The organism is Pseudomonadota bacterium, assembly GCA_016719885.1.
Taxonomy (GTDB): Bacteria; Pseudomonadota; Gammaproteobacteria.
In genome coordinates this window covers 29,538-47,093 of the sequence record JADJYF010000019.1, presented here as the reverse complement: position 1 = coordinate 47,093, position 17,556 = coordinate 29,538, and the positions used below count along the sequence as shown (strand labels likewise).

Sequence of the window (17,556 nt, the reverse complement as noted above, 5' to 3'; positions counted from 1 at the left end):
TGTTTGGACTCGGCTGAAATAATTGGATTTATGAAGCGTGACGCACGCGCGTAGCGGCGACGGCGGAAACTCTATAGGTGGATTGCTCGCACCGGCAGCCGCTTCGAATGAAGCTCAGGCTTTGCATCTTGATTGACTCCCCTGGGCCCGACAGCCAGCAGTCCTGCAAGGACCAGCGACCGGGCGAAACCTTGTTATTCGAAATCTTCCACGACCATCGTGCGTCGTGTGCTCGCCTTCGCGACCATCCCCAGCACGGCATCGGAGCGGCTCGCGCCGCCATGCCCACCCGTCAGGATTATCACAGATTCAGCAGCCCCCGTCAGATACCGTAACGGATGTAAGGCCAACCCCACTGCGCAGTGACGGCCGGGCGAATATAGGGGTGAGGGCTACCCCTGTCAATCGAGTAATTTTCATAAAAAATTTAGGCACCTACCGTGTTTGGCGCGGCCCATTCCAGGCCTCGGCCGGGCGCCTCGACGAGCCCACGCCCCGGCGTGCGCAAGGACGTCGGCGCTGGGCGCGGCGCCGGGATGGGCTATCATCTGCGCCACGCACATCATTGCGAGCGACGGTGCCTACAACTCCGCTACCCACGAGCCCAAGGCTCGCTCCCAGCAAGCGCGGCTGCGAACTGCTCGACGCGCTCGAAGACATGGTATTGCGCGAGGGTTTCGCGAGCCTCGGCGTGTCCGAGATCGCCACTCGCCTGTGCTGTTCGAAACGGACGCTCTACGAGCTCGCGCCAAGCAAACGGGACCTGGTGCTGTTGGTGCTCGAGCGTTTCTTTGCACGAATTCGGTGCAACGCCGCTCAGGCCTGTGAGGCTGCGGGCGATGCCCAGCAACGCATCTACGCCTACCTACAGGCCGGTGTGCGCGCAGCCGAGCATCTCAGCCCGACGACCGTCGCCGACATTCATCGCTGGCCACCCGCCCGGGCCCTGTGGCAGGACCATGTGCGCCTGCGCGTCGAGGGCCTGAGCAAGCTCATCGACAGCGGTACACGCGCCGGCGTGTTCCGCAAGATCCCGCCCGCCTTCGTCGCCGAGGTGGTGTTCGCGAGCATCAATCGACTGCGCGAGCCGGACTTCTACGATTCGACGGACCTGACGATTTCCGCCGCGTTTGACGAGCTCTACAGCATGTTGCTGGCGGCCTTGACGCCCTACGGGGACGACGCCGGCGAAATGACCAGCGGCCGCGCGGGACGCGCGCTGTCAGCCCTGCAGCGCGCGCGTGATTGAGACGATGGTTTCCGGGGTGGCGGCAGCGGGTATCGCGCCGTAGAGGAGCGCGGAGCTGCCCTGGGGAGGGGCGGATAGCGCCGCCCACACGTCGTCATTCAAGCCACCGCCGTGTGCGGGCTTGCCGGCGGCGCTTGGAATTCGGGCTGCTTCCAGTTGCGGCCACAGCAGCAGGTCGAGATCCAGCGCAACCGAGGCAATGGCACCGTCGCGGTCGGCCGCCAATGCCATGGCGGTCGTCCAACCGTAGTGCCGCGCCGCACTGATCAACGGCTCATAGGCATCGATTTCATCCGCCGTCAGCGCTTCCGTGCGCGCGGTCTCCAGCAGCAAGCCGGCAATCGGCCGGTCCGAGAAACGGCGCATGCAGGCGGCCAGCGCCGTGCCCAAATCGTCCATCGCGTCAAACGAGGCGTCATCGCCGCCGCCGAGCAGGTCCCACGGCGCGGTTAATTTCAAAACCAGGTCGAGACGACTCTCGAAGCGATGCGCCAGCGCGTTCAAGGCTTCACTGACGAAATCGAGTGGCGCACTGGCGGCAAACGAAGCCGGCAGGTCGCCGCCCTCATGGGCCGCCATGAACGGCGACGTGATGTCGACACTGAGGCAATGACTGCCGACCACGCCCTGCGCCTGGATCAGGGTCGCGGCATAGCGCACCGGATCGCGATACCAGTCGGCCGGATCGTTGGCGAACACGCGACGCGCGTAGGCTTCGAATTCAATCCAGCGCAGCGTTGAGTCACGCTGCGCCAGCCAGGTTTTCAGCAGTGCAGTAGCCACAGCTCGTTCCGCCTTGCCGCCACGCCGGGCGGCTTCAGTGTCAGCTCTTGGACTGGGCGCGAGCCGCCGCGAGTTCGGCCTCGAGCTTCTCGATGCGCACGTCCTTCGGGTCCCGCATCATCACCGCCACGATGTTGTCCGCCGGGCAGGTATCGTCCTTGGAACCGCGGTAGATGAGACTGCGATCCTTCCACGAACCATAGTACGGCACACCTTCCGGCGGATGCTCGGTCTCCCAGGATTTCACGAAATCCTTATACGGCTTACCGAGCTTCTTGCGCTTGGCGCGCTCGGCGTCGCGCTTGGCGGTGGTGGCCGCGACATCCACCGCGCCGCTCTCGGCGTCAAGCACCACGTGGTAGATGTTGGTGACGGTGTACATGGAGATGAGGTCGTCGAGGTACTCGCGCGACACCGCTTCCGGCTCACGCTCGAGCACGTCGCCGTAGCCGCCGCCCGAACCCTGGGTGATCATGTACAGCTCGCCCGGCTGCGCGAACTCGAGCTGCAGACCCATGTGATGGGTCGAGTACTTGGCGCCCTTGAAGGGACGCTCGTTCATGATCTCCTCGACCGTGAAGCGCAGCAGGTCGCGATGGTCCTGCATCTCTTCGAAGACGTTCACGCCCTTGACCTTGCACAGCGGGTAGCAGCCCGGCGCATAACCACCGAAGATACCCATGGTGGACGGAAACTTCGAACCGATGGAGCAGCACATGTAGCCCCACATGGAGCTGTCCTTCATGGTCGCAATCTGCTGGTAGCCGTGACCGCCGCGGAACTTGCCGTAGCCGTTGGCGTCGCGCATCAGCTTGTGCGGCACGATTTTCATCAGCGGCACTTCTTCCTCGATCAGCTCCTGCTCACCGATGTCCGCCATCGGCGCGAAGATCGGCGCGATGGAATGTTCGCCGTCGCGGTTCCAGCGCGCCGCGCCGCCCATGCCATTGAGGTCGGCGCACACGTTGCCGACCAGTTCGCCATACTGGTTCACGCCACCGTAGAGGAAGGTGACGATCATGTTGTACCAGCCGGCGATGACGTCGGTGGCGCGATGCCCGGCGCTATACAGGAACTTCGGCACGCCGATTTGCACGGCGGTGAAGCTCGGGAAGAAGGTCATCATGCTCTGCGCATTCGGCGCGTCGGGCGAACAGTGCAGGGTCGAGCGCTTGTCGGTTCTCAAACTGATGGGTGCGAACACTGCTTGGTTGCGCGGCAGATCCGGCCACACGAAGCTCAGGAATTCCTGGGCCAGCATGCCCTTCAAGGACGCCAGCACGGTGTTGTTGGCGCGATTCAGGAATTCCGGCGACGAGCCGCGGAAATCGATGATCAGTTCATCGCCACGCTTCTCGAGTTCGCAGCGGATCTTGATGAGACAATTCTCGCGCAGCGTGCCGTCGGCGAACAGGTTGGTGCGCACCGTGCCGTCTGGCCAGGTGGACAGGCGACGGCGGGTCTCCTGTTCGGTGTCGACCAGGGTCTTGCGCAGGGTCGCCACCACCGCGTCGACGCCGTACTCGGCAATCGCGTCACGCACGCGCACTTCCATGCGCATGGCCGCGAACAGCTTGGACTTCATGCCTTCCAGCTGCAGCTTGGGCTCACGCACCGAGTTCTGCAGGAAGGTCATGATGTCGCGGCGGAACTCGTAGTTCTCGCCGACCTTGAACGGCGACATCTTGAGACCTTCATCGAACGGCGATTCCGCCGCCGACGGCATGCCGCCCGGCTCGCAGGCGCCGTTCTCGCCTTCGTGCACGATGGCGCCGGTGAAGCAGATCAGTTCGCCCTCGTGGAAGACCGGGATGATCAGGCTCTGGTCGGTGTTGTGGATGTTGCCGTAGCGCGCATCGTTGTGCATGAAGATGTCGCCGGGACGGATGCCGACCGTCGGATCATCCTTCCAGTACTTCAGGATGAACTTCACCGGGTGCTGGGTCAGCACCGAGAAGATCAGCACGCCGCCCATGGAGGCCATGGCAAGGTCACCATGCATGGTCCACACGCCTGAAATCAAGTCGCCCCACTTGGCGCCGGGCGCCGCGCCCATCTGCTCGACCATGTCGAACGATTCGTTGCAGGCGGTCTGCAGCTTGTGTCGTACCAGGTTGATCTGGTCGGCATTGCTGAAGCTCGCCATCGCCTTTTCTTCACGTTCCGAGATTGGCGCCATCTTGTGGCTTTCCATGATCTCCGGATCGGGGCCGAGAAAAAGTACGTTGTCTTCGAGAAATTTCTCGATGACTGATTTTTCCTTATCGCCACCCATGTCAAATCCTCCCGCGCGGGACCTTCAGTTGTTTCAAGCGTTCTTGACCATGACCGCGGAGCCGAGCAGCCCCATGGTCAAGGTCCAGCCGGGTTCGACCAGGTAGGTCGTGCGCGGCGTTTCGATCAAGGCCGGGCCAGGCACCGTCATGCCGTCGGTGACCGCCGTGTGATCGTAGACCGGCGTCATCATCGGTTCGGCCAGCTGCGGGAAATGGCAGGGCCGCTCGCTGCGCGCCACCGGTTTGGTGGCGTCAGATGCGGTCGAGCGCTGCAAGCTCAGCTTGTCGTGTTCGACGTAGGACACCACGCGGATCACGTTGATGCGCACGCCCGCCTCCGGCGCCTGGCTGCCTTCGCCGAAGCGCTGGGCATAGTTGTTACTGAAGCGGTCGAGCAGCGTGATGATGTCGTGCTCAGTCGACAGACGCGCTATCGGGCTGGTGACGCTGATCTGCGCGAGCTGGTTGCCGTAGCGCATGTCCAGTTCGACGCGCGTCCGGATCTTGTCCACCGGCACGTTCTGGCGAATGAGATCCTCGCGGCCGCGCTCTTCGAGCTCGGTCACGGTTTCGTTGAACGTGGTGTAGTCCGACAGCACGGTGCGGAAAGTCGCGTCGTACAGCATCAGGTACAGCGACTTCTCGTGGATGTGCAACTGGTTCATGTTGCCGGCACCCAGCGCCGAGAACACCGAGCTGAACGGCGGAATCAGCACCTTGGCCACGCCGATCTCGGAAGCATAGCCGCAGGCATGGATCGGGCCGCCGCCGCCATAGGAAAGGATGACGAAGTCCTTGGGGTTGTAACCCTTGACCGCGACTTCCTTGAAAATCGCCGACGCCATGTTGGCATCGACCTTGCGCTTGATGGCCTTGGCCGCGTCGATCAAGGACAGCCCCGCGGGCTTGGCCACGTATTCTTCAATCGCGCGCTCGGCGCGTCGCCGGTTGAGCTTGATGGTGCCGCCCGCGTAGTTCTCTTCGTCGAGATAGCCGAGCACGAGATTCGCGTCGGTGGTGGTCGGCAGCTTGCCGCCCCGCGCGTAGCAGGCCGGGCCCGGGTCGGAGCCGGCGGAATCCGGCCCCACTTCGACCGCACCCCACAGCCGGTCGTAGCGCGCGATGGAACCGCCACCGGCGCCGAGCGTGTGCAAATAGGTCATCGGCGTCGACACCAGCCAGCGGTCGATGACCGGGTTGAAGTCGTAGAACTTCACGCCGTCGGACGTCACGAGACCGATGTCGAACGAGGTGCCGCCCATGTCGGTGGCGATGACGTTCGGTTCCTTGAACTGCCCGGCGAGATAGCCGGTGGCTTCGAGACCTGCGACCGGGCCGGAATGGATGGTCTGCAGCGAGTGGGTGGAATTCAACTGCGCCATGCCCGAGGTGTTGTGCACCAGCAGCATGGGCCGCGCATAACCGTTGGCGCGCAGTGCGACTTCCAAGGTCGACATGCCGTGATACATCTGGTCGTGCAGGTAGGCATCCAGGATCGCCGACATGGTGCGCGAGTATTCGGCCTTGCGACCGGCCACGCGATGCGACAGCACGATCGGCAGCGCGCCCAGCACGTGGGTCGGGTACTCGCTGAGAATGATGCGCTCGACTTCCTTTTCGTGGGACGGGTTGACCACCGCGTTGACCAGCGCCACCACGAACGCCTGGCAACCCTGGTCGACCAGCTTGCGCACCGCCTTGCGCACGTCCTCGTCGTCGACCGTCATGCACACCGCGCCCTTGTAATCGATGCGCTCCTTGATGCCGACGATCATCGGGATCGGCACCAGCGGCACCGGCCGATCGGCGCCCGGCAGGTCGGTCTGGCCCGCATGGTCGAGACCATCGCCATAACCGCGGGCACGCATCAACGGCACCGAGGATTCGTAGCCGGCGGTCGTCACCAGGCCGACGCGCGGACCGTTGCGCTCGATCAGCGCGTTGGTGCCGAGGGTGGTGGCGTAGCGCACGGCGTCCACCGACGACAGCACGTCGCGCACCGACAGGTTCAATTCACCACAGGCATTGCCCAGCGCTTCCATGAAGCCCGAGGCGAGGTTGTGATGGGTGGTAAGCGCCTTCGCTTCGATGTACTTGCCGTCGTAGGCGAGAAAGCAATCGGTAAACGTTCCGCCGATATCAACACTAACCCGCCGCATCGCTCTTCCCCTCCCCTTGTGCGTGACGTTGCTTCAACTTGTCGATGTCGAGTTCGATATCGTTGGTCAAAGGATGGCCCGGTGGCAGATATTCGTTTTCCATCATCGTGCCGCAGCTCGGGCAGTAGAACTCGATGATGCGGCACCAGCTCGGATCGGGCGCGTAGGTAAACTCGTATTTTTCCGGGTCGAGTATCGGCCGATGGATCTCGCGCGGGTCGCGCTCGTAGACCAGCAAGCCTTCTTTATAAGGTGAACGGGCCGAGCCGATGTCATGGCCGCAGCGCCGGCAGTGCCAGCGCTCGGCGTCCAGGTCGATCTCGAGATATTCGGTGATTGCGACGGAGTGCTTGGCCATGATTACTTGCTCTCGACGAAGAGATCGCCATTGCTCGAAACACGCAGGCGCCAGTCGGCGGCGACCACGCAGGTCAGGTAACTGCCGCGGACCAGCGCCGGCCCGGTCACTTCATCACCCGGCTTGAGCGCCGTGTCCTCGACCAGCGCGAGTTTCACCGCGCCTTTGCCATCGAGGTTGATGTCGACCGTGGCGCCGCCCTTGACCGCGTTGTAGCTCTTCACGGTGTCGGCCAGCAGTTGGGTGGTGGGCAATTCGAAGATCGCGCGCACCGTCAGACGCGGGTCGCTTTCACCGGCGCCGACGCTGGCCGTGTCGCCACTCTGGGGACGCTCGACCGCGAACTCGCCGGCCGCCGCCCACAGCGTCACGTCGTAACGGCACTTGGCCGGGTCCACGCCTTCGCCGTACATGTCGCGTTCGACGCGCCGGCGCAGGTCGCTGCGCACCGCCGAGATATCGCCATTGGCTGCAACCGGCGCCTGGTATTCATGGGCGAGATGGCTGAAACCGATGCCGAAAGCCGAAAACACCGACGACAGGCGCGGAATGAGCACGCGCTTCATGCCCGCCGCGCTGGCGATACCCGACGCGATGATCGGACCGCCGCCGCCGAAAGCGAGCAATACGGCCTTGGCCGGGTCGCGCCCCGAGGCCTTGACGGCATCGCTGACGTGGCGACCGGCGGTCGCCTGGAACGCGCTGATGATGGCCGCCACCGCCTGCTCGAGCTCGACCTTGAGCGGTTCGGCGATGTGGGTGCGGATGGCCTGTTCGGCGCGCGCGCGGTCCAGCACCAGTTCGCCGCCGAGGTACTTGTTGGGGTCGAGCACACCGGCCACCAGCAGGGCGTCGGTCAGCGTCGCCGAAGTGCCGCCACGGCCGAAACAGGCCGGCCCGGGCGCGGCGCCGACCGAGTCGGGGCCGATGGTGATGGCGCCATTGGCGACACGCAGCACCGAGCTGCCGCCAACGCCGAAACTGTGGATGGTGGGCAGCGCGAAGGAGGTCGCCGCGCCTTCGATTTCGCCGTAGGCGAGCTGCTTGACGGTCTTGTCCAGCACCACCGAGATATCGGTGGTGGTACCGCCCACGTCCATCGCCACCACCGCGTCCAGGTCGTAATGACGGGCGTAGGCCAGCGAACCTTCCAGGCCGCCGCGCGGGCCGGAGCCCCAGGTCTTGATGGCGGTGGTCTTGGCCACGCGCGCCGAATCGCCATCGTTACGGAAAATCAGCAGCGGACGGCGCAGATGCTGCTCCTTGCAGATGTTTTCCGCGCCGTACAGAAAGTGCTCCATGCCGGGATGCAGGTAGGAATTGACCACCGCCGTGACGGTGCGCCGGGCAAGGTTGGAATCCTGCGCCAGTTCCGACGAGATCAGGAACGGGATGGCGCCCAACAGGTGGCGCGGATAGCGATCGAGCAGCGCCGACTTGATGTTCTGTTCCGCGGCCTCCGAGGACAGGGCCACCACCAGGCGCAGCGCGCCCTGGGCCAGCAGCTGGTTGATGATGGAAGTCAGCTCGCCGGCGTCGATGGCGCCATCCTTGCCGACTTTGATGCCGACCGGCGCCTGCGGCACCATCGCGTTCCACAGCGAGTTGTCACCAAGGCTGGAGATGGCGCCGTACACGCTCTGTTCCTGCCCGGCATCGACCAGCAGCGCCACCGCCGTGCCCTTGTGCTCGACCACGGCATTGGTGCCGGAGGTGGTCGAATAGCGCAGGCAATCGGCTTCGCGGATCAGGCGCGCCGCGTCGTCCTCGCCGAACAATTCGCGCGAGCCGCGCTTCAGTACTTCCAGAAAACACTGCGTCAGATCGTGGGGCGTGGTCGGCGACTTCGCGTGCACGACCTTGTTTCCGTCACTGATACAGACATCGGTGAAAGTGCCACCGTTGTCGATGTTGACCAAGATGCCCATGGCGTGCGCATTCCTCCCCAAAAAAAGCGATGCAGTGTCGTGCTGCCAGGCCGTCGATAAGGCGATAAGCAGGTGTGAGGCAACACACCCGATCAATGTAGGCAGATGCTTATTCGGTACCAATTAGACTTTATAGTTACCGGGCGCGCAACCGCTCCAAGGCGTGTGCGGAGCCGCTTCGAATCATCGGCGCGCGAGGCATCGCGCGACAAGTGATCAGCATCAATTGTGCAGTGCCATATCGCGCGACTCGGGCCGCCGCGGAGCGCTGCGCTCGCGCCTGTTGGGCGAGATCAATAGGTCGGCGGTTCGACGTCGGGCGGCTGGGTATCGGCGAGATCGATCAGGCCGCGCTTGCCCTGCATGGCGCGTTCGGCGGCGCTCAGGCGATCGAAGCGCGCGAGGTGGAACAAGGCGTCACCTTCGTTGATCAGCGGCAGGCTGGTCTGGCCGATGACGATGCCATCGAGTTCCGAGCGCACCTCGTCTTCGACCGCGCCGAAAGGATCGGAGATCACGCCCAGGCGGTCGCCGCGCCGCACGCGCTGGCCGAGCTTCACTTCGATACGATGTATGCCGCTGCGCGCGGCGCGCAACCAGCGCGTATGGCGCGCCACCACCGGCTTGGCCAGCGCTTCGCGCGCGGCGCGCGCCGGCAACATGCCGAGCGTGCGCAGTGCATTGATGACGCCGTCGAGACCGATGCGGATCACGTGTTCGTTGAAGCGCAGGCGCTCGCCGCCCTCGAACAGCACCACCTTGACCCCCAGTTCGCCGGCCGCCTGGCGCAGCGAACCGTCGCGCGTGTTGGAATTGAGCAGCACCGGCACCTGGAAGCTGCGCGCGATGCGCAGCGTCTCCTTGTCGTCGAGATTGGCGCGTATGTGCGGCAGGTTGTTGCGATGCGCCGCGGCGGTGTGCAGATCGATGCCGTAGTCGCAGCGCGCGGCAATCTCGCGCAGGAACAGGTGCGCGACCCGCGAGGTCAGGGAGCCGCGCTCGGAGCCGGGAAAAGACCGGTTCAGATCGCGGCCGTCGGGCAGGTAACGGGTCTGGTTGATGAAGCCGAACACGTTGACTATCGGTATGCAGATCAAGGTGCCGCGCAGCTGGCGCAAGGTGGTGTGCTGGCGCAGCAGGCGATGGATGATCTCGATGCCGTTGATCTCGTCGCCGTGGATGGCGGCGGACACGAACACGGTGGGGCCGTCCTGGCGTCCACGCACCACTTCGATGGGCATCGAGAGCGGGCCGTAGGTATACAGGTCAGCGAGCGGAAACTCGATTTTGACGCGCGTGCCGGCGCTGACATGGGTGCCGGCGATCAACAGCGGCGCGGCCGTCATGGACTCAGCCCCGTCCACGCGTACGGGTGGTGGAGCCGGCGCCCTGCCCTTCGAGGAAGCCGATGATCATGCCGGCGATGTCCTTGCCCGACACCTGCTCGATGCCCTTCAGGCCGGGCGAGGAATTGACCTCCATGATCACCGGCCCGTGATTGGAGCGCAGCAGATCCACGCCGCACACGTTGAGGCCGAGGGTATTGGCGGCGCGCTCGGCGGTGGAGCGCTCGTCGGGCGTGATCTCGACCGCGCTTGCTGCGCCGCCGCGATGCAGGTTGGAGCGGAATTCGCCGGGCGCCCCCGAGCGCTGCATGGCCGCCACCACCTCGCCGCCGACCACCAGGCAACGAATGTCGCAGCCGGCGGATTCCTTGATGAACTCCTGCACGAGGATGTTGGCGTCGAGGCCCATGAAGGCCTCGATCACGCTCTTCGCCGCGTTCTTGGTCTCGGCCAGCACCACGCCCAGGCCCTGGGTGCCTTCCAGCACCTTGATCACCAGCGGCGCGCCGCCGACCTCGTCGATGAGGCCGTCGACGTCGTCCAGCGAGTGCGCGAAGGTCGTGATCGGCAGGCCGAGCCCCTCGCGCGACAGTAATTGCAGCGAGCGCAGCTTGTCGCGCGAGCGGCTGATGGCCACCGACTCGTTGACCGAAAAAGTGCCCATCATCTCGAACTGCCGCACCACCGCCGTGCCGTAATAGGTGACCGAGGCGCCGATACGCGGGATCACGGCGTCGAACTCGGTGAGTTCTTCGTCCTTGTAATGGATGGTCGGGTTGTGGGAGGTGATGTCCATGTAACAACGCAGCACGTCGATGACCCGCACCGAGTGGCCGCGCGCACGTGCCGCTTCCACCAGCCGTCGCGTGGAATAGAGCTTGGGATTGCGCGAGAGAATGCCGATTTTCATGAGTGTGCCGGTCGCGCGCGGCGCGCGACCTTGAGTTTTGCCTTGTCCGGTTTGCCCAGCACGTAGGAACGGTCCGGGTCGATGATGAGATGGCCTTGCATGGCGCTGCGCCCGAGCAGCATGCGAAACCGCAGGGAGTCACGATTGGTGATGGTCAATTCTATCGGCCAGCGCGCGCCGCCCAAAGCGAGTTCGGAGGCGACCACGATGCGCCGCTCGCGGTGCCCGCTCGAATCGGACACCGTGCGCTCATCGATGATGGCGGTCTCGACCACCAGCACGCGGCCGCCGTCGCGCTGGCGCGGTTGGACGTGCAGACGCACATGGGGCACGCCGCCCTCGATGTAACGCTCGGTGCGCAGCGCATGCAGCGCCGAGGTGCGCGCGCCGGTATCGAGCTTGGCCTTGATGCGCGCGATGCCGAGTGTCGGCAAGGACACCCATTCGCGCCAGCCGGCCAGCGCCGATTCAGTCACGCGCACACCGCGCGCGGGGATAAGCTGGGTTTCATTGCGTGGGAACCTGCCGACATGACAGCCCTGACGTTAGCACAGCGCGGTCCTGCGACCCATCGCGCCGCGCTCGCGACTCACACCACCTGGTCCCAGCCTCGTGACAGGCGCACCGCGCCATTGATGATGCCGACCATGGAATAGGTCTGGGGAAAGTTGCCCCACAGTTCGCCGGTCTGGGGCGCGAGATCCTCGGACAGCAGGCCGGCGGCGTTGGCGTGACTCAGCATCACCTCGAAGATCTCGCGCGCTTCGTCGAGCCGTCCCTGGCGCGCCAGCCCGTCGACGCGCCAGAACGTGCAGACATTGAAGGCCGTCTCGGGCAGGCCGAAATCGTCCGCCGCCTCGTAGCGGCGCATGAAAGGCCCATCGCACAGCGTGCGTTCCAGGCAGGCGAAGGTCTTGCGAAACCGCTCATCGCGCGCGTCGAGAAAGCCCACTTCCGGCATCAACAACACGCTGGCATCGAGGTATTCGCCGCCGAAGCTCTCGACAAACGCCTGGCGCTTGTCATTCCAGCTCTCGTTCAACACGCGCGTCTTGATCGCATCGGCGCGCTCGCGCCAATGGCTGACGCGGGCCTCGGCCTTGAGACTGGCCGCGACCTTGGCCAGGCGATCGCAGGCCGCCCAGCACATGATGGCGGACGAGGTATGCACCCGAGCCCGGGTGCGCAATTCCCACATGCCCGCGTCGGGCTGATCGTGCAGACGCCAGGCTTGCTCGCCGATGCTCTCCAGCAGTTTGAAGTCGTCGAGGTTGCCGCGCCGGAAACAGGCGATGATCGTGGAACGCCTGGGCCGCGCCGAGCACGATGTTGCCGTACACGTCGTGCTGGAAATGCTGCTGCGCCTGGTTGCCGACACGCACCGGCCCCATGCCGCGGTAGCCGGCGAGGTGGTCGATGCTGCGCTCCGGCAGTTCCTTTTCGAGTCCGATGCCGAACAGCGGCTGGATGTGGCCGCCGGCGCTGTCCTGCGCGACGTCGTACAGCCAGCCGAGATAGGTTTCCATGGTACCGACTTCCGACAGGCTGTTGAGCGCGCGCACCACGAAGAACGCATCGCGCAGCCAGCAGTAGCGGTAATCCCAGGTGCGCATGGTGTGGGGCGCCTCGGGAATGCTGGTGGTCATGGCCGCGACGATCGCGCCGGTATCCTCGTACTGGCAGAGCTTCAAGGTGATGGCCGCGCGGATCACCGCGTCCTGCCAGTCGAGCGGCACGGCCAGGCGTCGCGTCCAACGCCGCCAGTAGCGACAGGTCTGCTCCTCGAACGCGCGCGCGGTCGCTTCCAGGCCGCCTTCCAGGGTTTCATCCTGGCCCAGCACCATGCTCACGCCGTCACGCAGCGCGAACCAGGTTTCGCCGACCACATAGGTCAGGGGCAGGTTGGTGGTCACGCGCAGCGTGCCATGCGGCATCACGAAACGCAGGTGGTTGCTGCCGCGCGTCACGGTGGGCACGCCCGCGCCCCAGTCATGGCGCGGCCGCAGGATCACCCGTATGCGGGGCGCGCCATGCAGCGGCCGGATGCGCCTGACCAGTTGCGACGGACGAAACGTGCGCCCGTGATCGGAAAAGCGCGGCGCGAAATCCGTGACCTCGACGCCCTGTCCGTTCGAATCGAACAGGCGCGTGCGCAATACCGCGGTGCCCGCATCGTAGTCCTGCTCACTGCGCTGATGATCGAGCAGTTCCACCGCGAAACTGCCATCGCGCGGCAGTTCGTCGCGCGAATCGAGCAAGGCGTGAAACACCGGATCGGCATCGAAGCGTGGCAGACAACACCACACCAGGCGCGCACAGCGGTCGATCAAGGCGCTGATGGTGCAATTGCCGATCAGCGCAAGATCGAGCGTCGCACGCCGATGTGAGCAGGCCTGCTGCGTTTGCGTATGCATGAAACCGATGCTAGCTGCACGCTTTGCATATTCAAGTCGCCGTGTTTCATCTTGCCCGCCACATTCGCAACATTGCATTGACCGGCTTGCAGGTGTTCTGTCATGGCGCTAAGGTCGAGAAGATGCGACGCCAGAAACGACCGTGCGACCTCGCATGACGAAATTACGGCTGCAACTGCGCTTCATCACGCCCTTGCTGGTGATGCTGATCGGCGTGGCCTATCTCACGTTGCCCTTGATGGACAGGCTGACGCTGCGCTGGTTCGTGCGCGATCTAAACCTGCGCGACGAATTGATTGCCAACTCGATGGCCGATTCGATTGCCGATGCGCTGGACGTCGACGATCTGCCACGTTTGCATGCCGCCTTCGAGCGGGTATTGCATGACGAGCGCCTGGTCGCCATCGGCCTGTGTTCGTTGGACGGGCGATTGCTGGTCGCCACCGAGCTCTATCCCCGCGACCTGTCCTGCGACCGCGCCAAGGCGCTGAACGTCGAGCCCCATGCGCGCATCAAGGTGGCCGGCGGCCGCGTGCATGTCGGTCATCATGAAGTCAGCAGCGACAACCGGCGGCTGGCGGCCATCGTCACGCTGCACGATCTGAGTTTTGTCACGAACCGCAGCAAGACCACCAAGCGCTACCTGCTCGGCATGTTGGTGGCGCTCGGCGTGCTGACCTCGCTGATCACCATCATCGTGGCACGCGCCAGTTGGGACGACTGGCTGAAGGGCACGCGTGCCCTCTTGGGCGGCGATTTGCGCGCGCCGGTGTCCGACGAAGTGGTGCCGGAACTCGCGCCGCTCGCCGACGATCTGCGCGCGCGGCTGCGCGACCTCGAGGATGAATTCCGCCGTGCGCTCGGCCCGGAAGCGGAGTGGACGCCCGAACGCCTGCGCTCCTTGCTCAACACCCAGCTGCGCGGCGAGCAGGTGATCGTGGTGTCGAACCGCGAACCCTACATCCACGAATACGCAGACGACAGCATCGTCGTGCGTCGCCCGGCCAGTGGTCTCGTCACCGCCATCGAGCCCGTCATGCGCGCCTGTTCCGGCACCTGGATCGCCCACGGCAGCGGCACTGCCGATCGCGCGGTGGTCGACGCGCACGATTGCCTGCGCGTACCGCCCGGCACTGACGACTACAGCCTGCGCCGGTTATGGCTGACGCCGGAGCAGGAGCAGGGCTATTACTATGGCTTTGCCAACGAGGGGCTGTGGCCCTTGTGTCACGTCGCGCACGTGCGGCCGGTGTTCCGCGAAGACGACTGGGCACGCTATCGCGAAGTCAATCAACGGTTCGCCGATGCGGTGGTGAGCGAGGCGCGCGACGACAATCCGCTGGTGCTGGTGCAGGATTATCACTTCGCGCTGCTGCCGGCCATGATCCGCGAACGCCTGCCGCGCGCCACCATCCTCATCTTCTGGCACATTCCGTGGCCGAATCCCGAGTCCTTCGGCATCTGCCCATGGCGCCGCGAACTGTTGCAGGGCATGTTGGGCAGCACCATCGTCGGCTTCCACACCCGTTATCACTGCCGCAATTTCCTCGAGACCGTCGACCGCTATCTCGAGGCGCGCATCGAACACGAGCACTCGGTCATTTCCCATCAGAACGACGAAACCCGCGTCGAGAGTTATCCGATCTCGATCGCCTGGCCGCTGCTGGAGCAGGGTGTCGCGCAGGCCAGCGCCGAGGACTGCCGCGCCGCGGTGGTGACGCGCCTCGGCCTGCCGCCCACCGCGCGCATCGCGCTCGGCATCGACAGGCTCGACTACACCAAGGGCATACTCGAGCGCCTCAACGCGGTCGAGCGCCTGCTGGAAAAGCATCCACAGTGGCGCGGACAGTTCGTGCTGGTGCAGGTCGCCGCGCCGTCACGCAGTTCGCTGGAGGAATACCGCAGTTTCGAAACGCGACTGCGCGAACAGACCGCCAGCATCAATGCGCGCTTCGGCGAAGGCAGCTATCAACCGGTGGTGCTGGTCACGCGCCATCATGATCAAGAGGCCGTGGTGGAACTCTACCGCGCGGCCGATGTGTGCCTGGTGACGAGCCTGCACGATGGCATGAACCTGGTGTGCAAGGAATATGTCGCGGCACGCGACGACGAGCGCGGCGTGCTGATCCTGAGCCGCTTCGCCGGCGCCGCGCGCGAGATGACCGAGGCCCTGATCGTCAATCCCTATCACATCGAGGAGACCGCCGACGCACTGGCCCGCGCCCTCACCATGCCGGATGGCGAGCAGCGCGAACGCATGCTCAGCCTGCGCACCATCGTGCGCGAATACAACGTGTTTCGCTGGGCCGGCCGCATGTTGACCGACGCCAGCCGGGCACGCGTACGGCAGCGCGTCGAAGCGCGCGTACAACGCCAGACCGGCGTGTCGTGAAACATATCTTCAGCGCGGACGGCAAGGCGGCGCTGCGTACGGTGATGGCGCGTTCGCCGCTATTGGCCTTCGATTTCGACGGTACGCTGGCGCCGCTGGTGACCAATCCGCAGGACGCCGCCATGCCGCTCAGCGTGATGCGGCGCATCTCGCGCCTCGGCGCGCTGCTGCCGGTCGCCATCATCACCGGCCGCTCGGTCAGCGACGTCAGCACGCGCCTCGGCTTCGAGCCGCGCTACGTGATTGGCAACCACGGCGCCGAAGGCTTCGATGAGCGGTCACTCGACCTGTATCGCCAGATCCTCGATGCGCCGCGCGCCCTGCTCGATCTCCATCAGCAGCAACTGCGCGAGCACGGCGTCCAGGTCGAAGACAAGGGCTTGTCGATTGCGCTGCATTACCGCATGGCGCGCAACCGCGAGGCCGCGGCGACCTGGATCCGTTCGCTGCTGACGCGCCTCGAGGCGCCGCTGACCTTGACCTACGGCAAGTGCGTGGTGAACGTGACCGCGGCCCATGCGCCGGACAAGGGTGCTGCGCTCAAGCGCCTGGTGGACATGGAAGGCGTCGAGGCCGCGGTGTTTCTCGGTGACGACGTCAACGACGAATCCGCATTCGCCATCGCCGCCAGCCACTGGCTGACGGTGCGGGTCGGCAACGGCGGGGTGCGTTCGGCGGCGCGCTATTTTCTCGATGACCACGCGCAGGTCGCGGTGCTGCTGCAGGACATGATCGATCTGCGGTCGGCGTGAGTCACAGGAAACCCGTCACCACTTCGTACAGCTGCTGACGCTGACGCTCGAGCAGCATGAGGTGGGTGGCGCCGCCTATCATCACGAAGCGTCGCGTGTCGGCGGCGGTCAGGCGCGCGAATACTTCACGGCCTTGCGCGGGCGTGGTCTCGTGGTCCCATTCACCAACCACCACCAGGGCCGGGCAGCGCACCGCCGCGGGGTCCCAGGTCGGCCGGCCCTGCATCCAATACTCGCTGACGTCCTTGACGACGCCGGTCGGCGCGCGCAGGCGTGGCGGCGTATGGCGCGCCGCTTGCGGGTCGGACGCCACCGCCGCGCGCGCCCATTGCTCGCGGCTGGCGGCCGAACCGATGGCGTTCTTCTGCGCATCGTCGAGACCGACGGTCCAGCGTTTGACGGTAGCCTCTTCGCTCACCAGCCGATAGGCGCCGAGCGGCCCGTCGACCGCCACCTGCATCGGCCCTTCCGGCACCCACAGCGCGCCCGCCAGCACCAGGCGACGCACGCGCGCGGGGCAGTCCGTCGCGACCTGGCCGCCGATGGCGGTACCCCACGAGTAACCAATCAGGTCGAGCGTCGCTCGGTCGCGCGCGGCGAGGATGAAGTCGATGGCGCGCTTCACATCGGCCACCGCGTCGGCGGTGTCGACTATCGGGCCATGCGCGTCGGCGGCCACCGCCATTTCCGGCGGGCGGTCCGCGGCGCCGTAGCCCAGCAGATCGATACACCAGGCGTCGAAGCCGGCCTTGGCCATGACGTCCATCCACGACACGCCGTCGACCGGGTAATCGAAGGTCACGCTGGACGGATAGGTGGCGCCGTGCACGAACAACACCGGTGGCGCATCGAGGCCACCGCACTTGTTGCGCAGCATCACCGACAAGCCGGCGCGGCTGCTTGCTACGCGATGATCGATGGTCGTGGTCATGTTGGTGGTCTCTCGCCTCGCGCGCCCGTCGGCACCATGTTGCTCGCCATTGCAGCAC

At 65.2% G+C, this 17,556-nt stretch carries 12 protein-coding genes and 1 pseudogene; 3 read left to right on the top strand and 10 right to left on the bottom strand.

From position 1 onward, the window contains the following. Positions 1-577 precede the first annotated feature (577 nt). Entirely contained in the window at positions 578-1,249 is a 672-nt protein-coding gene (locus IPM80_18835; GenBank protein ID MBK8960410.1) for a TetR/AcrR family transcriptional regulator, read from the top strand. Here IPM80_18835 and IPM80_18830 read toward each other — a convergent pair. From IPM80_18830 to IPM80_18790, 9 genes and pseudogenes are all read right to left on the bottom strand, one after another. Next, on the bottom strand, positions 1,223-1,948 hold the full coding sequence (locus IPM80_18830) for a hypothetical protein (protein ID MBK8960409.1): 726 nt from the start codon (positions 1,946-1,948) through the stop codon (positions 1,223-1,225). The two genes, IPM80_18835 and IPM80_18830, sit on opposite strands and share 27 nt — an antisense overlap. A 124-nt stretch (positions 1,949-2,072) precedes the next feature. Beyond that, complete coding sequence (locus IPM80_18825) at positions 2,073-4,307, bottom strand: hydantoinase B/oxoprolinase family protein (protein MBK8960408.1); 2,235 nt, start codon at positions 4,305-4,307, stop codon at positions 2,073-2,075. A 33-nt stretch (positions 4,308-4,340) separates the two neighbouring features. Beyond that, complete coding sequence (locus IPM80_18820; protein MBK8960407.1) at positions 4,341-6,467, bottom strand: hydantoinase/oxoprolinase family protein; 2,127 nt, start codon at positions 6,465-6,467, stop codon at positions 4,341-4,343. Continuing rightward, complete coding sequence (locus IPM80_18815; protein MBK8960406.1) at positions 6,454-6,825, bottom strand: acetone carboxylase subunit gamma; 372 nt, start codon at positions 6,823-6,825, stop codon at positions 6,454-6,456. The genes IPM80_18820 and IPM80_18815 overlap by 14 nt, the downstream gene beginning before the upstream one ends. A gap of 2 nt (positions 6,826-6,827) precedes the next feature. Further along, positions 6,828-8,753, bottom strand: coding sequence for a hydantoinase/oxoprolinase family protein (locus IPM80_18810; protein ID MBK8960405.1), 1,926 nt, complete (start codon positions 8,751-8,753; stop codon positions 6,828-6,830). 293 nt (positions 8,754-9,046) lie between these two features. Next, on the bottom strand, positions 9,047-10,099 hold the full coding sequence (locus IPM80_18805) for a succinylglutamate desuccinylase/aspartoacylase family protein (protein ID MBK8960404.1): 1,053 nt from the start codon (positions 10,097-10,099) through the stop codon (positions 9,047-9,049). A gap of 4 nt (positions 10,100-10,103) precedes the next feature. Next, positions 10,104-11,009, bottom strand: a complete 906-nt coding sequence (gene rimK / locus IPM80_18800; protein ID MBK8960403.1) for a 30S ribosomal protein S6--L-glutamate ligase — start codon at positions 11,007-11,009, stop codon at positions 10,104-10,106. Then, positions 11,006-11,506, bottom strand: a complete 501-nt coding sequence (locus tag IPM80_18795) for an ATP-dependent zinc protease (protein MBK8960402.1) — start codon at positions 11,504-11,506, stop codon at positions 11,006-11,008. The genes rimK and IPM80_18795 overlap by 4 nt, the downstream gene beginning before the upstream one ends. A gap of 92 nt (positions 11,507-11,598) precedes the next feature. Next, positions 11,599-13,423 (bottom strand): annotated as a pseudogene (locus IPM80_18790) (glycoside hydrolase family 15 protein). 154 nt (positions 13,424-13,577) lie between these two features. On the opposite strand from IPM80_18790, the gene IPM80_18785 reads away from it, so the two are divergent. Together IPM80_18785 and otsB are read left to right on the top strand one after the other, a co-directional pair. Beyond that, on the top strand, positions 13,578-15,815 hold the full coding sequence (locus IPM80_18785) for a trehalose-6-phosphate synthase (protein MBK8960401.1): 2,238 nt from the start codon (positions 13,578-13,580) through the stop codon (positions 15,813-15,815). A 44-nt stretch (positions 15,816-15,859) separates the two neighbouring features. Continuing rightward, positions 15,860-16,567: a trehalose-phosphatase gene (otsB, locus tag IPM80_18780; GenBank protein MBK8960400.1), complete on the top strand. Its 708-nt coding sequence runs from the start codon at positions 15,860-15,862 to the stop codon at positions 16,565-16,567. Between the two features lies 1 nt (position 16,568). Here otsB and IPM80_18775 read toward each other — a convergent pair whose 3' ends face one another. Further along, positions 16,569-17,498, bottom strand: a complete 930-nt coding sequence (locus IPM80_18775) for an alpha/beta hydrolase (protein MBK8960399.1) — start codon at positions 17,496-17,498, stop codon at positions 16,569-16,571. Between the last annotated feature and the right edge of the window lie 58 nt (positions 17,499-17,556).